The organism is Geitlerinema sp. PCC 9228 (assembly GCF_001870905.1).
Lineage (GTDB): Bacteria > Cyanobacteriota > Cyanobacteriia > Cyanobacteriales > PCC-9228 > PCC-9228.
Genome location: NZ_LNDC01000137.1, coordinates 39,010 through 53,919, shown reverse-complemented (window position 1 = coordinate 53,919; position 14,910 = coordinate 39,010). Strand labels below are relative to the sequence as shown.

Below are 14,910 nucleotides of genomic sequence, written 5' to 3'. Positions count from 1 at the left end.
CTGCAAAGACCCAAAAAAATTCCCCCTCCTCCCCCTCCTCCCACTCCTCCCACTCCTCAATCCCAAATGTGATTTGTAAACATCGGATTTCGTATAAGTTATGTACAATCCGCTGACTGGTTCCAAATTTCCCCAACCGCTGGATAAAATTGCCCTCACCGCGATCGCGGTTTTGCTGGTTGCGATCGTTTGGTTTGCTTTGGTTGGCGAACGGGTACCGCCACGGGTGGTGAATTTTTCCTGGTCCGAGCAACAAATTAGTGCCGACGACCGCGCTTTTATCATGACCTTTAGCCGACCCATGGATACCGAAAGCGTAGCGGAAAACCTGCGTCTCGACCCACCCCTGCCAGGAAAAATTAGTTGGGCCGGAAGGCGGATGGCTTATACGTTAAATTCGCCTATTCCTTACGGAACCCGCTTTCAAATTGCCTTAGAAGGGGCGCGGGATGCCTACAGCCAGCAAGGTCAAGAAAGAAAAATCCAACCCTTTTCCGATTATTTCAGCAGTCGCGATCGCGTTTTTGCTTATTTAGGTGTGGATGGCGAAGAACGGGGTCGTCTCATGCTGGTGAACCTCACCAACGCCAAAGACAATTTGCCCATTGCCCTCACGCCCAAGGACTTAATCGTCAGCGATTTTCAACCCTATCCCCAGGGCGATCGCATTTTGTTCGCCGCCACCGACCGCCGCCACTTTCAAAAAGAAGGCACCTACAACAACAAACTCTATTCTGTCACCACCGGCATCCGTTCCACCGACGCCCCACCAGACACTCCCAAACCAGAAGCCGGCAAAATTACCCAAATTCTGGGCAATCAAAACTATAAAAACCTGCGCTTCGATTTATCCCCCGACGGCAAAACCATCGCCGTTCAACGGGCCAGCCGCCAAAACCCCGGCAGCGATTTTGGGGTGTGGGTCTTGCGGGAAGGAGAATCTCCCCAACGCTTGCCCACCAAAGCCGGCGGGGAATTTGCGATCGCGCCAGATAGTAAAACCTTAGCCATGACCCAAGGACAGGGCATTGCCATTTTACCCCTCGACCCGGAACGCCAAGCCGGTGAATCTACCGTCGAACCCATCGAATTTCTGCCAGAATACGGGCAAATCTTGGGCTTTGACCCCGATGGCAGCCAAGCCGCCTTGGTGAAATTTAACAGCGACTACACGCGATCGCTGTTTCTCGCCAACATCCAAGGGGAAGAAACGGAAATCTTACGCACCAAAGGCTCCATCCTCAGCGCCACCTTCGACCCCACCGGTCAAACCCTGTACTGCGTCCTCACCGACCTCATCGAAGGGGAACAGTACGTAGAACAACCCTACATCGCCAGCTACAACTTACAAACTCAAAACTGGTTGCGCCTGTGGAACCTTCCCCAACAGCGAGACATTCAAATCAGCCTAGCTCCCGACGGCCTCTCCTTACTGTTCGATCGCTTGGTTGCCAACAATTCTGACAGCAGCGATAGCGATCGAACTTTGCGAACGGAAACCGGGATGCCAATAGAGTCAGCGCGGATTTGGATCTTACCTTTGGTACCGCCAACCGCCGCCGACCAAGAACCCGAACCCAAGCAACCGGAAAAGCTGCCCTTAGATGGTTTGCGTCCCCGTTGGATTCGGTGATGCAGTAGGGTAGAATATAGCAACGATTGAAACAGCAAGCAGATTTGGGGGGATATCGTGAAAGCCGTTGTCATGACCGCAGCTGGAGAACCGGAAGTTCTGCAACTGCAATCGGTTCCGCAACCGCAAATCCAAATCGAAACGCAAATGCTGGTGCAACTGAGAGCGGCGGGAGTCAATCCCATCGACACCAAAGTGCGCCAGCGAGGAACGTTTTACCCCGACCAAGAACCGGCCATTTTAGGATGCGATGGTGCTGGTGTGGTGGCAGAAGTGGGTTCTGCCGTACAAAATTTTCAAGTAGGCGATGAAGTCTATTTCTTTAACGGCGGTTTGGGTGGTCCCACAGGCAATTACGCAGAATATGCGGTGGTGGATGCTCGTTTTGCAGCCAAAAAACCGCGATCGCTGAGTTTTGCCGAAGCTGCCGCTGCGCCTTTGGTTTTAATTACTGCCTGGGAATCCCTGTACGACCGAGGTCGCTTGCAAGCCGGACAAACCACGTTAGTTCATGCCGGTGCCGGTGGTGTCGGTCACGTGGCGGTTCAACTGGCGAAACTACAAGGTGCTAGCGTGGCAACAACGGTGGGAACGCAAGAAAAAGCCGATTTTATCCAAAGTTTGGGGGCAGATTTGCCAATTTTATATAAAGAAAAGGATTTTGTGGAAGCGGTTTTGGCATGGACCCAACAAGAGGGCGTGGATTTGGCGTTTGATACGGTCGGCGGTAAGGTTTTGGAACAGAGTTTTCCTGCGGTCAAAGTCTACGGTGATGTGGTGACCCTGTTGGAACCGGCCGCGGATACCTCCTGGAAAGTCGCGCGCAAACGCAACCAACGCCTTAGTCTGGAATTGATGCTAACGCCGATGACCCTGGATTCGGCGACCCTGCGCCAGGACCAGACCAAAATTCTCAACCAATGCGCGCGCCTAATTGATGCTGGCAAGTTGAAAATTTGTCTCAACCATACCTTCCCCCTGGAACAAGCTTCCCAGGCGCATCGTCTGCTGGGACAAGGATCGATGCTCGGTAAAATTGCTTTGGAGATCGGTCAGTCTGCTGGTTAGGCAAGTGAGAAGGGGCGTTGGCTTCCATCTTCCATTCCCCTTTTTTCTTTTTTTCGTCAACTAGGAGGAAAATCATGGCTCCAAAATTCTTTGTTGGTGCTTTTTGGAAATCAGCGATCGCACTTTCTGTCTGCAGTGCGGTCGGCTATCTAGGAACAGCAGTTCCGGCTGGGGCCGTTCCCCAAACAGAATCTCGAATCCCGGTTGCTACTGCTTATTTAGCCCAGGCAACAGATATGCAGTCGATTGCCGAAAATTTGGTGGAATTGCTGGCTGAAGATAACTACGAAGAGGCACAAACCTTATTTGGCGATTCCATTCGCTCGGAAATTTCTCCCGAAAGCTTAAAAAATCACAAGCAGAATTTTATTTCTTTGCACGGTGAGTTTCAACAGGTCGTCGGAACTCGCAACCCAGAAGAAAATTTGGTGGTGGTAGAAGTGGAAACCACCCAGACAACCACCGACGTATTTGTGATTTTCAACGAAAACCGGGAAGTGGTAGGCGTTGATTATCTGCAAGAAGAGGAAAATTAACAAGAGAAACTGGTTTTTCTAGCAATGGGACTTGGTTGGATTGGTTTGCAGGAAATGTTGACGCCGCGGCGTTGCATGGCTTGCTGGAAATGGTCTGTCGGTAAGGCAGCTTCCACGGGGAAAACCCCCGCCGGAAATAGATTTCCCGAAAGCAGGTACTCTGCAACCGCACCAGTTCCCTGACCTACGGCTGTAACGGTGTTGTCGCCGCTGTAGGTGACCATTGCTTTTGATGGCTGACTTTGGTGTTTGCCGCTGATTTCTGCGGCCATGGCTATGCCAATTCCCGTCCAGCGATCGCTAATTTGGGTCATTTGATGGCTGCCTTTGGATAAAAATTCGATGGTTTGCGAGTCTTGCAGCCATTTTTTGGGTAATTTTGCTACCATCCACGTCATAAAATTGTACAAATCGGGCACCGAACCAAATTTGCTGGTGACGGTTTGCACGGGGAAAATCTGCGGCAGGGTATACGCTTCGATGGTGGGAAACCAGTAAACGCCCACTTTTCCGTATTTGGGAAAATCAAAGGTTTCTCGTTCGCTGTAGGGTTTGACTGGCTGCCACTGACCGTTTATATAAGCCGAAAATCGATGTTGCAGTTCTAAAAACGTGGTTCGCATCACCGTTACACCAGCGCCACCGGAACCAGCTACTGCATAGCGCAAGTGTACGGTTTCCGGTGCGTCGAACTGTTCGATGCCCATTTTGGCCATGCTGTTGGAAATGCCGGGAAATACGCCGCTGCTGAGAATGGCGGTCATGCCAGCGCGTTTGGCTTCGTCGTGCAATTGCCAGCAGTTGCGAACGTAGTTTGGGTCGTCGCTGATGTCTAAGTAGTTAACACCCTGTTGGATGCAAGTTTTTAATACTCGCGTGTCTCGATAGCGAAACGGTCCGGCACAGTGAATGACTAACTGGTGGGCTGCGATCGCTTTTTCTAGAGTGTCTCGATCGTCCAAATCTAGGATTTGAGTTTGTACGCGCTGGTTTTTACCAGCCAGTTCTGGCGTGCGGGTACGCCCGGTTAGCGAAATCTGTGCGGATGTATAAGCCAGCAAATCCCGGGCTACACTATGGCCTACTTGTCCGCTTCCGCCTAGAATTAAAACGCGATCGCTCATGACTCTTCTCGTTTCCCAATAGGCAACTGACTCAACAGCATCGCCGCTATAATAGCACCAGCACCAATAAATCCTTGCAATCCCAAGCGTTCCTGGATAATCAAATAAGCAAAAACCGATCCCCAAACCGGTTCCAAGGTAAAAATAATGGCGGCTTCCGGCGGGTTGACCATACTTTGTCCCCAGGTTTGAAACCAAATGGTCATTGCCGTCACAATGGCCCCCAAGTACAAAACCGGAATCCAAGGGAACTGAGTAACAAAACCATCAGAAAACGGTATGGTAGACAGCCACTGGGGTTGCGCCACCATCACCCATCCCAGGGAAAACAGCGCCGTCATTCCCAATTGTACGCCACTAAGTGCCAGAGGCGAATATTGGCTGGCATAGCCACTCAAACGAACGATGTAGGTGGCATAGAAAAAAGCACACAACAACGTCCAAGCATCTCCCAAGTTGGGTGGCGAACCATCGTAGGAAAGCAATCCCACCCCCACCACGGCGATGGCTGCCGCTACAATGGTTTGCGATCGCAATTTTTGCCCCACAATGGTCAACAACAACGGCACAAACACCACATACATGGAGGTAATAAAAGCACTGCGGTTGGCAGTGGTGAATTCCAAACCAATGGTTTGCGTGGCGTATCCACCCGTCAGCCAAACACCCAGTTCCAATCCCGCCAGCAACACTCCAGTATTCCACCTGACAAACGGCAGAAAGAAAATACTGGCGGTGGCAAAGCGAATAAAGGTCAATACACTCGGGGGAACATCTCCCAGGGTTAGCTTGATAACCACGTAGCTGGTTCCCCAAAGCAAGGTGGCTGCGTTTAATAGCAACACACCCAGCAATTCTTGTTTTAGTCCTGCGTTGGTTGGTTCAGACACGAGTTGCTGCTAGCGTACTTGACGGCTGTTTGCGAAGACCGGCGAGTTTCATGCGAATGCCGGTTTCCGGTGCCAGGGTAACACCCCGCCTTTGCGGACGCACGGGTTTTTTCTCTGCTAAGACCAACTGGTAGTTGGATAAAACCGTAGCCAGCACCAATTTTAATTCCATTTGCGCCAAAGCCGCGCCGATGCAGCGACGTACCCCACCACCAAACGGGAGAAATTCGTAAGCGGAAAACTGACGTTCTAAAAACCGTTCCGGTTGAAATTGCTTGGGTTGGGGATAGATATCTTCCCGTTGGTGTGCCAAATAAATACATCCCATCAGCAGAGTTCCCGCCGGAATGTCATATCCCATCAAATGAAAGGAAGTATTTTCGGGAACGACTCGGGGAAATGTGAGAATGGCGACTGGATACAAGCGCAAGGTTTCGTTACAAACTGCTGATAGGTAAGGCAGGCGTATAATTTGCATGGGGTCGGGATGGTCTCCCAAGGAAGCAATTTCTTCTTGCAGTTGTGCTAAAACGGAGGGATAGCGATGGGTCCAGTACAGTGCCCAAGAGAGGGAAGTGGCGGTGGTTTCGTGACCGGCAAATAAAAGCGTCAGCAACTCGTCGCGCAGTTCGCGATCGCTCATCCCTTCCCCGCTTTCGTCGGTGGCGGACATCATTAAACTGAGGATATCCGTACGTTGGGAATTGTCTTGCTGGCGGCGATCGCTTATTTCCGCGTAAATTAATTTATCTATCTCTTCTCGGACGTGCAAAAAGCGACCCCAAGGACTCCACGGACCCAAATTCTGTTGTAAAATAGGAAAGAATAAGAAGCTGGATTTGGCCGTGGAACTAAAGAAATCCATAAGTTGGCTGGTCAGGTCTTTGAGGCGTTCGTAGCGTTCTCCTTGGGTCACCCCAAAGACGGCTTGCAAAATCACCAACAAAGAAATTTCTTGCATGGCGGGGCGTGCAAAAAAGGAAGCATCCACGGAAAAACGCCCCATGACTTGCTGGGCTAAGTTACAAATCAAATCGCCATAGGACCGCAGCCGTTCCCCATGAAAAGAAGGCATGAGCAACTGCCGCTGTCGCTTGTGGCTGGCTCCATCTAGTAAAATGACTGAATAATCCCCGATCAACGGCTGCAACAGTCCATTGACGCTTCCCGGGGCGGTTAGTTCTTTGGTATCCTTGGTTAAAATCTGTTGGATCCCCTGGGGATTGTCTATGTAAATTAACGGGGTGCCTTGCGGACCGACCTTAGCGGTAAATATATCCCCGCATTGGCGTTTGGCACTTTCCATATAGCCAACTGGATTGGCCACCCAATGGGCTTTTTGCATCCAAGCGGGGGCTTTTGGTGTGGGAGGAAGGGTCATAGGGCACTTGCTATCCACAACGTCCCCTATAGAATAACTTAATTTTTTTGGGGTTGTTGGTGGCGGAAACTGGAGGGGAACAGGGCAAGCACGGGGGCTTGCCCCTACGGTTGTTGGTGGCGGAAACTGGAGGGGAACAGGGCAAGCACGGGGGCTTGCCCCTACGGTTGTTGGTGGCTAAATCAGCTCTTCGCCTTCTGTGGCTGCTTCGGTTTCCTCGGCTGCTTCTTCTTCCTCTTCTGCCACGGTTTGGGAACCGGCGGTGCTGCCCAAGACCGAAACCACCACCAAATCCGGATCGTCAGTGGCTTTCGCGCCTTCTGGCAGGACCAGTTCCCCAATGTGCCAGGCGTCTCCGATGTGCATGTTGGACACGTCTACTTCAATATATTCGGGGATTTTCTCGGGCGCAACTTGCACGTTGATTTCGTTGGCGACCTCGTCGAGAACGCCGCCTTCTTCTTTCACGCCTACCGGTTCTCCTACATAGTGAATGGGCAAGGAGACTTCCAGACTTTCTTGAGATGCGATCGCAAAAAAGCTCAAATGGTACAAATCGGGCTTGAACGGGTGGGTTTGAACTTCCCGCAAAATGGTTTGCCCTTGCCAAGACAGTTCCGGAACGTTCAAGGAGATGCTGGTGTTGTTGGTGACGGCGTTTTGCACCAACAGCTGCGCATCTTTACCATTAAGAACCAAAGAGATGGACTCTTGACCTTTATGACCGTACAAAACAGCAGGTACTTGACCGGAACGGCGCAATGCTTTGGGTTTGCTTCCTTCTGGTCGCAGGTGACCTTCAATAGTTAGTGCCATAGTTTTTTTACAAATTAAGATGGGATTGCTTGTACTTCTACGGAACTGGCGTTGCCAACTGCCGCAGCAGCTACTTTAGGAGACTTTGCAAATCAAATATTATAACATCCCTAGTCAGGACTAGGCGTTATATCAATGATGTCCGCGTTTGACAGGGCGTCCGTTGGCATCTAGCAGAGCGCGTTTGGGACCGTGAATGGGGTCTTCCACAATAATGGTTTGGTCGCGGCTAGCCCCCAAAGAAATAATAGCAATGGGAACTTTCATTAACTCTGCTAGAAACTTGAGATAATCCAACGCCGCATCTGGCAAATCTTCCAGGGTACGACAGTTTTCGGTAGACTGTTTCCAACCCGGAAGGGTTTCGTAGATGGGTTTGCACCGAGCCAGCGTGCGGTTGCTGGTGGGGAAATGTTCCTGTCTTTGACCATCCACTTCGTAGGCGACGCACACTTTAATTTCGTCCAGAGTATCGAGAACATCTAGTTTGGTAATGGCTAGGCAATCCAAACCGTTGATGCGCACCGCATAGCGACCAATGGCCGCATCGAACCAGCCACAGCGGCGGCGGCGACCGGTGGTGGTGCCAAATTCCGCACCGCGATCGCCCAACAGTTCTCCCAAATCTCCCGGCAATTCCGTGGGGAACGGACCTTCTCCCACCCGGGTGGTATAGGCTTTGGCCACGCCAATTACGCGATCGATGGTGGTCGGACCCACACCAGCACCGACACAAGCCCCGCCAGCTACTGGATTGGAAGAAGTAACATAGGGATACGTCCCATGATCTAAGTCTAAAAGCGTACCTTGCGCCCCTTCAAATAGAATATTGCGCTTGGTACGTACGGCTTCATATATTTTTAGAGAAGAATCCACCACGTGGCGACGCAGGCGTTTGGCATACTCTAAATATTGCTCGATGACTTCGTTCGCATCCAGCGGTGGCAAATTATATAATTTCTCTAAAAGGACATTTTTATAGTTAATCGTCCACGTCAGTTTATCTCGAATACCTTCCGGGTCATCGATGAAGTCTACCACCCGCAAACTGGTACGTTCCGATTTATCGGCATAGGTGGGTCCGATGCCACGACCGGTGGTGCCGATTTTCCGTTCCCCGCGCCGTTCTTCTGCCGCCTGGTCGATGAGCCGATGGTACGGCATAGTAACGTGGGCGGTTTGCGCAATCATCAGCCGTTCGGTGGAGACATTTAGCGACTCCAGCCGATCCAATTCCTCAATGAGTACGGTCGGGTCAATAACCGTTCCAGAGCCGATGATGCACTCAGTCTCGGGATAGAGAATACCGGAGGGAATCAGATGCAGCTTGAAAGTCGTGTCGTTGACCACGACGGTGTGACCTGCGTTGACCCCCCCTTGGTAACGCACAACTACATCTGCCGATCGGCTCAGCAAATCGGTTACCTTTCCTTTTCCTTCATCGCCCCACTGGGCACCTACTACTACGACGTTAGCCAAGGGTCTTCTACAAATTTAGTTCACACAAACTACAATTATCTTGAGCAAAGGGGTCCCTTGTCAAATGAAGTTTTGTTAAGATTGGAATACTAACCCTATGGGCTGGCCCACTCTTGCGTAAGAGCTTGCCAGCGTTTCACTCCATTGATTCGGGAACCCCAAATGGGGAGTACCGATCGCCGCGCATCCAAACAAGATTCTCCCAACCACACAACGATTCCAGGAGGGATACAGTGGCATTACACGCCGAACTACACCGTCATTTGGGGGGATCTGTGGTCCCCCGCATCCTCTGGCGCTACTTTCAGCGTCATAACCGGGAACTCGCCCAACGTTTTCCAGAATACAACAGTTTCGAGCAATTTTATACCCGTCCCCGCAAAACATTAGATGAATATCTGGAATTGCATACCCTGGTGGAGAAAGTCCAAACCGAACAATCTCTACCCTATTTTATCTATCGTTTGATTCGGGGTGCCTACGTTTTTGAGAATCTAGCGTACCTAGAACTGCGGTATACGCCCTACCTGCGTACACCAGAAGACCTCAGCCAAAACCAGCGCATCGATCGCATGGCGAAAATTGTAGAAACGGTGGGGAAATCCTCCCAAATTCGGGACTGTCCCATTATTACCAGTCAAATTCTGTGCATGCACTCCACCTTGCCCTACGAGGTGAACCGTGCCATTATCGAACTAGCCAGCGAAAGTCCGTACGTTTGTGGGGTAGATTTGGCAGGGGGCGACACCTGCTACGGAGAACGCATGGAAGAGTTCAAGCAGTTGTATGCCTACGCCCTGTCTTTAGGGGTGAATACCACCGGTCACCTGTACGAAACCCCCAACGGCTGCTATTCGGAGTTGCTGCCTTATTTGATGCGTATCGGTCACGGCATTCAAATTCCCTTGCGGTATCCGGAGTTGCTGCCAGAGTTAGCCCAACGCAAGCAGTGTTTGGAAGTGTGTCCCACCACCTACATCAAAACCGGTACCCTAGAGGATACGCACCAGCTTAAACCAGTGTTCGATCGCTGTTTTGAAGCGGGTGTCGATATTGCCATTTGTACCGATAACGCTGGCTTGCACAACGTTCGTTTGCCCTTTGAATACGAAAATCTCCTAACGCTGGATATTATTGACTTTGACCAACTGTACGCTTGCCAAGAAGCCGCTTTTCGCCATGCCTTTGCCTGGCCCCACCACCAACCTCCTGTAGATATTCTCACGGATTGGTTGCAAGGGGAACCCCAGCATCCGGAACTGGCCACCAAAAATTAGATATTTGTGGGGTGGGACTTACCCACCCTGTTTGTGAGATTTACTTGGATTCCGGAGAGGCTCCCTTCAGCAACATTTCGTCGCGACTCACGGATTGATAAAACTGCCAGTACTTGTAGGCCGAGTAAGCCAAAGCCACCACACCCAGCGGAATGGCGGATTCGTCGGGTTCAAATTGCGGGTGGTGCAGGGGATGGTTGACGCGATCGCTCATGCCTACTCCCAAACGCAGCATCATGCCCGGGGCGTGTTCCAAATACAAGGAAAAATCTTCCGCGCCTAAGGACGGTTCGTCTAAAATTTCCACGGCTTCCGGACCCCAGGCTTCTTTAACGGAGCTTTCTACCATTTGCGTTAGTTCCGATTCGTTATGCACCGAAGGCACCCGGCGGTGGTAATCAAATTCAAAGGTAGCGCCGTAGGTATCGCACACATTAGAAATAATTTGGCGAATCCAATCAGGCAGCGCCGCATGGGTTTCCGGATGCAGCGATCGCACAGTTCCCACCATTTTCACGCGATCGGCAATCACATTCGACGCCCGACCGCCTTGAATTTGCCCAATACTCAAAACAACCGGGCGTAAGGGATTTTGGGTACGGCTAATGGCTTGCTGTAACGTAGTAATCACTTGCGCGGCAATCCAGATAGCATCCACCGCTTCGTGGGGGCGCGCCCCATGCCCGGATTCGCCGATAATCGTAATCTCCAAGTCATCCGCCGCTGCGGTGAGGGCACCGTGGCGAATACCAATTTTGCCAGCGGGAATGCTGGGAAACACGTGTACTCCCAGGATACCAGCAACATTGTTCATGGCACCATCCGCGATCGCCCATTTTGCCCCCTGGGCAATTTCTTCTGCCGGTTGAAAAATCAAACGCACATTGCCTGGCAATTCGTCGCGAATTTGCGATAGGACCATTGCCGTCCCCAACCCCAATGTGGTATGAATATCGTGACCGCAAGCATGCATGATTCCCGCATTGCGGGAGGCAAATTCCAAATTGGTGCGTTCGGTAATGGGTAAGGCATCCATATCCGTGCGAATCCCCAGATAGGGGGCATCTTGAACGTTACACAAATCTCCCACAACACCGGTTTTGCCTACACCTTCGGTAACATGCCAGCCGCTAGAGGAAAGCACACCGGTAACGTAGGCTGCGGTTTGGAATTCCTGGGCGCTTAATTCGGGATGGGAGTGAATGTGACGGCGGATTTCTATCAAACGCGGGGCAATATCTTTGGCAATGGATTTAATGCGATCGAGCATAGGAAGGAATAAAAGTTAAGCAACAAATTACAAAAACAGTTAATGGTATAGTTTAACCCATTGCAACCAAAAGGCGTTTCAGCTTGTCAGATGTCTGTTTTTGGGAAAATCAAAAACGCGATAGAAGCGATCGCGGGTTTCCTGCGAGTCCTGTTGTGCTACTACACTAGATAGAGTAGGCATTATCCCAAAACCTCAATTTTATGGAACGCGAAGAGCAAAATTTACCGCCAATTATTCCGCGAGAGACGCTGTTTGGCAATCCGGAAAAAGCCAGCCCCCAACTTTCGCCGGATGGGAGACAATTGGCTTACCTTGCCCCAGATGAGAACAACGTGTTGCAAGTCTGGCTGCAAACCCCTGGCGACGAAAGCGACAAGCAACTGACTCAGGATAAAAAACGCGGCATTCGTGCTTATTTTTGGACCTACGATGGGGAACAGTTAATTTACCTGCAAGATGCGGATGGCGATGAGAACTTTCACCTGTATTCGGTGAATATCTATAAAAACATCGTTCGGGATTTAACGCCGTTTCAGGGGGTGAAGGCGCAACCCATCGATATCGATCCCAATTTTCCCAATGAAATTTTGGTGGGGTTGAATTTGAACAATCCCCAAAAGTTTGATGTGTATCGCATCGACTTGCAAACGGGGGCAGTGACCTTCGATACGGATAACCCTGGCAATATTATAGCTTGGACGGCGGACGCGCAGTTTCAAGTTCGAGCAGCGATCGCGGCAACTCCTGACGGTGGCTACGATTTGCTTTACCGGGAGAAATCAGATGCCGATTGGGAAACTTGGCGTCACTGGGATGCAGAAGACGAAGGTTCGGTGGTGGATTTCTCTGCCGACAACCAGACCATGTATGTGATTGCCAGCCACGATGCCAATGCGGAACGGTTGCTGGCGGTGGATGTGCAAACCCGCGAGGAAACGGTTATCGCTTCTGACGAACAGTACGATGTGGGTGGGGTGTTAATTCATCCCACAACGCGGGTTTTGCAGGCGGTTTCTTTTTATCGCGATCGCTTGGAATGGCAGGTATTAGATAATAGTATCGCGCAAGATTTTGAAATTTTGCAAAATTTCCATCGCGGGGAGTTGAGTGTGGGTAGCCGCGATTTGGAAGATCGTACTTGGTTGGTTTCCTATCGCAGGGATAACGGACCAGTTTCTTACTACCGATACGACCGCAGCACTCAGAAACTCACATTCCTGTTTACCAACAAACCCCAATTACAGGAATTGCCCCTGGCACCGATGAACTCGATTTCATTTCCATCCCGGGATGGGTTGACCATTCACGGTTACCTCACATTGCCCGTTGGCGGCGAAACTCCGTTGCCGGCGGTGTTGCTGGTTCACGGTGGACCCTGGGCGCGGGATACCTGGGGCTTCGACCCGGTGGTGCAGTGGTTGGCGAATCGCGGTTATGCGGTGTTGCAGGTAAACTTCCGGGGGTCTACTGGCTACGGTAAGGACTTTCTCAATGCCGGCAATCGGGAATGGGGTGCCAAAATGCACGACGACCTGATTGATGCGGTACAGTGGCTGATTCAAGAGGGCATTGCCGATGGCAATAAGATTGCTATTATGGGCGGTTCCTACGGCGGTTATGCGACGCTGGCGGGATTGACGTTTACGCCAGAGACGTTTGCCTGTGGGGTGGATATTGTTGGACCCAGCAATTTGATTACGCTGATGGAAAGCATTCCGCCCTATTGGAAGCCGATGATGGCGATGTTCTCCCATCGGGTGGGAGATTTGGAATCGGAACCGGAGTTTTTGAAAGCGCGATCGCCCTTATTTTACGCAGACCAAATTCAAAAGCCCTTACTTATCGGTCAAGGTGCCAACGACCCTAGGGTTAAACAAGCGGAAAGCGAGCAAATTGTGGAAGCGATGAAGAAAGCCGGGAAGCCGGTGGAGTATGTGGTTTATACGGATGAGGGGCATGGTTTTGCTCGTCCGGAAAATCGCTTGCATTTTTACGCGATCGCTGAAGAATTCTTGTCTAAATATCTAGGCGGTCAGTCGGAACCCGCTAGCGAAGTGGAAGGTCATTCTGGCGTCGTTAGCCGTTATTAGAGCGTTTGAGGGGGATTTGTTTGTCCCCCTCTTGGGCGTGGGAGCGTGGGAGCGTGGGAGCGTGGGAAATGGTATGGTTGAACATAATTTTGGGGTGGTACTGATGGTGGTTACGAAACAGCAATTTAACAGTTTTGAAGAATATTTAGCGTACGCGGATAATTCCGAACAATTCTACGAACTATTTAACGGTTGGTTGGTGGAAGTGCCTCCAGAATCTGGTTTGAATGTTGAAATTGCTACATTTTTGCTGCTGAAATTTGCTGCTTTGTTAGAATATCGTCGGGTACGAGGTCAGGGATTGGAGTTGGAAGTGAGAGGGGAACCTAGAAATCGCTATCCCGATTTGACAATTATCCGAGAAGAACATATCCAGCAGCTATCCCAACGAAATACCATTCGCCTTTCTATGGCACCTCCTTTATTGGTGGTGGAAGTGGTTTGCCCTGGTGAGGTACAAAGGGAACAAGATTACGTTGCCAAAAGGTTTCAGTATGGGGATTGTGGGATTCCGGAGTATTGGATTGTGGATCCGCAAAGGCAGACGATTCTGGTTTTGGCGTTGCAAGGAGGAAATTATCGAGAGGTTGGTTGGTTTTCTGGTGATGATTTTGTGGTTTCGCCTGGTTTTCGAGAGTTAAATTTACAGGTTTCTGAGGTTCTTGCGAGGGAAATTTCTAGCGAAGAGGGGGATTAGCTAACAATTCCTAGCAAAATTTCTAACAGTGGGGTTAGTTCTTCTGGAACTAGATAGCGTTTGGGGTCTTGTTGTACGAGACGTTCCTGTCGGCGGAATATACCAAACCGCCAGTCTTCACCTGTGGTGACGATACCATACAAAATGGGGGTTTGCGATCGCGTCCATTGGTCGAGGGCAATGAGTTCGACAGCAAGTTGTGTGAACCCACGTACGAGGTCGGCTTGTTTGGCTGCAATAACAATCAAATTTTTGCTGGCGATATAATAGTCAATGGTTCCTCGCAGGTGTTCGTTAACGGCGATGGTGTATTCTACGTACATGCTGCGATCGCTCAAATCGATAATTTCAAATAAAATGGGGGCGATAAGTGCCTCCCGGCGGGCAGTTTCGTTAGCGAGTTCGATTCGTTTGCGGTTGCGATGGATTTGTTGCAGCAGGGGGTCGATGGATGCGGGGAAGGGTTGGCGTGGCAAGTCAATGGGCGATCGCTGCAAGGTACAGTTAAATTCGGCTAGGATATCTTCTAGGGCAAAGGGTAGGTCGAAGTATTGGCTAAAGGTGCAAGGTTGTCCGGGTTGGAGGATTTTGGGTTGGTTCATGGTCGATGTGGTGGAAGCTATCCCATGTTATTGTAGATCGCCTG

13 protein-coding genes are annotated in these 14,910 nt (G+C 50.8%); 6 read left to right on the top strand and 7 right to left on the bottom strand.

Annotation, left to right across the window (positions count from 1 at the left end; genetic code table 11):
* The first annotated feature begins 100 nt into the window (after positions 1–100).
* From AS151_RS15385 to AS151_RS15375, 3 genes are all read left to right on the top strand, one after another.
* Positions 101–1,633 carry a hypothetical protein gene (locus AS151_RS15385; RefSeq protein ID WP_071517942.1) on the top strand — a complete coding sequence of 511 codons (1,533 nt, stop codon included), beginning with the start codon at positions 101–103 and terminating at the stop codon, positions 1,631–1,633.
* A 57-nt stretch (positions 1,634–1,690) separates the two neighbouring features.
* Positions 1,691–2,701 (top strand): zinc-dependent alcohol dehydrogenase family protein, encoded by a 1,011-nt coding sequence (locus AS151_RS15380; RefSeq protein ID WP_071517941.1) that lies wholly within the window; start codon positions 1,691–1,693, stop codon positions 2,699–2,701.
* Between the two features lie 74 nt (positions 2,702–2,775).
* Positions 2,776–3,237: a DUF3887 domain-containing protein gene (locus AS151_RS15375; RefSeq protein WP_071517940.1), complete on the top strand. Its 462-nt coding sequence runs from the start codon at positions 2,776–2,778 to the stop codon at positions 3,235–3,237.
* Here AS151_RS15375 and AS151_RS15370 read toward each other — a convergent pair.
* The 5 genes from AS151_RS15370 to AS151_RS15350 form a co-directional block, all read right to left on the bottom strand.
* A complete protein-coding gene (locus tag AS151_RS15370) occupies positions 3,234–4,361 on the bottom strand; it encodes a saccharopine dehydrogenase NADP-binding domain-containing protein (RefSeq protein ID WP_071517939.1) in 1,128 nt (375 codons plus the stop codon). The genes AS151_RS15375 and AS151_RS15370 overlap by 4 nt on opposite strands.
* A complete protein-coding gene (locus AS151_RS15365; RefSeq protein ID WP_071517938.1) occupies positions 4,358–5,251 on the bottom strand; it encodes a DMT family transporter in 894 nt (297 codons plus the stop codon). Before AS151_RS15365 ends, AS151_RS15370 begins: the two co-directional genes overlap by 4 nt.
* Positions 5,244–6,632, bottom strand: coding sequence for a cytochrome P450 (locus AS151_RS15360; protein WP_071517937.1), 1,389 nt, complete (start codon positions 6,630–6,632; stop codon positions 5,244–5,246). The genes AS151_RS15365 and AS151_RS15360 overlap by 8 nt, the downstream gene beginning before the upstream one ends.
* Positions 6,633–6,809: 177 nt before the next feature.
* The gene (locus AS151_RS15355) at positions 6,810–7,448 is read right to left on the bottom strand and encodes a 50S ribosomal protein L25/general stress protein Ctc (protein WP_071517936.1); all 639 of its coding nucleotides are present in this window, start codon (positions 7,446–7,448) and stop codon (positions 6,810–6,812) included.
* A 132-nt stretch (positions 7,449–7,580) separates the two neighbouring features.
* Entirely contained in the window at positions 7,581–8,927 is a 1,347-nt protein-coding gene (locus AS151_RS15350; RefSeq protein WP_071517935.1) for an adenylosuccinate synthase, read from the bottom strand.
* A gap of 233 nt (positions 8,928–9,160) precedes the next feature.
* On the opposite strand from AS151_RS15350, the gene AS151_RS15345 reads away from it, so the two are divergent.
* On the top strand, positions 9,161–10,204 hold the full coding sequence (locus tag AS151_RS15345; protein ID WP_071517934.1) for an adenosine deaminase: 1,044 nt from the start codon (positions 9,161–9,163) through the stop codon (positions 10,202–10,204).
* A gap of 40 nt (positions 10,205–10,244) precedes the next feature.
* Here the strand turns inward: AS151_RS15345 and AS151_RS15340 are convergent, their stop codons facing one another.
* The gene (locus AS151_RS15340; protein ID WP_071517933.1) at positions 10,245–11,474 is read right to left on the bottom strand and encodes a M20 family metallopeptidase; all 1,230 of its coding nucleotides are present in this window, start codon (positions 11,472–11,474) and stop codon (positions 10,245–10,247) included.
* A 203-nt stretch (positions 11,475–11,677) separates the two neighbouring features.
* Between AS151_RS15340 and AS151_RS15335 the strand changes: the two genes are divergently transcribed.
* Both AS151_RS15335 and AS151_RS15330 read left to right on the top strand, forming a co-directional pair.
* Positions 11,678–13,567: a S9 family peptidase gene (locus tag AS151_RS15335; RefSeq protein WP_071517932.1), complete on the top strand. Its 1,890-nt coding sequence runs from the start codon at positions 11,678–11,680 to the stop codon at positions 13,565–13,567.
* Positions 13,568–13,670: 103 nt separating this feature from the next.
* Positions 13,671–14,264, top strand: a complete 594-nt coding sequence (locus AS151_RS15330) for a Uma2 family endonuclease (protein WP_071517965.1) — start codon at positions 13,671–13,673, stop codon at positions 14,262–14,264.
* On the opposite strand, the gene AS151_RS15325 is transcribed toward AS151_RS15330, so the two are convergent.
* Positions 14,261–14,866 carry a hypothetical protein gene (locus tag AS151_RS15325; RefSeq protein ID WP_071517931.1) on the bottom strand — a complete coding sequence of 202 codons (606 nt, stop codon included), beginning with the start codon at positions 14,864–14,866 and terminating at the stop codon, positions 14,261–14,263. The genes AS151_RS15330 and AS151_RS15325 overlap by 4 nt on opposite strands.
* Between the last annotated feature and the right edge of the window lie 44 nt (positions 14,867–14,910).

Excerpts from the sequence above, each read along its gene's own strand:
- AS151_RS15385 (WP_071517942.1), top strand. The coding sequence starts at position 101 with ATGTACAATCCGCTGACTGGTTCCAAATTTCCCCAACCGCTGGATAAA.
- AS151_RS15375 (WP_071517940.1), top strand. The coding sequence starts at position 2,776 with ATGGCTCCAAAATTCTTTGTTGGTGCTTTTTGGAAATCAGCGATCGCA.
- AS151_RS15370 (WP_071517939.1), bottom strand. The coding sequence starts at position 4,361 with ATGAGCGATCGCGTTTTAATTCTAGGCGGAAGCGGACAAGTAGGCCAT.
- AS151_RS15360 (WP_071517937.1), bottom strand. The coding sequence starts at position 6,632 with ATGACCCTTCCTCCCACACCAAAAGCCCCCGCTTGGATGCAAAAAGCC.
- AS151_RS15355 (WP_071517936.1), bottom strand. The coding sequence starts at position 7,448 with ATGGCACTAACTATTGAAGGTCACCTGCGACCAGAAGGAAGCAAACCC.
- AS151_RS15340 (WP_071517933.1), bottom strand. The coding sequence starts at position 11,474 with ATGCTCGATCGCATTAAATCCATTGCCAAAGATATTGCCCCGCGTTTG.
- AS151_RS15335 (WP_071517932.1), top strand. The coding sequence starts at position 11,678 with ATGGAACGCGAAGAGCAAAATTTACCGCCAATTATTCCGCGAGAGACG.
- AS151_RS15330 (WP_071517965.1), top strand. The coding sequence starts at position 13,671 with ATGGTGGTTACGAAACAGCAATTTAACAGTTTTGAAGAATATTTAGCG.
- AS151_RS15325 (WP_071517931.1), bottom strand. The coding sequence starts at position 14,866 with ATGAACCAACCCAAAATCCTCCAACCCGGACAACCTTGCACCTTTAGC.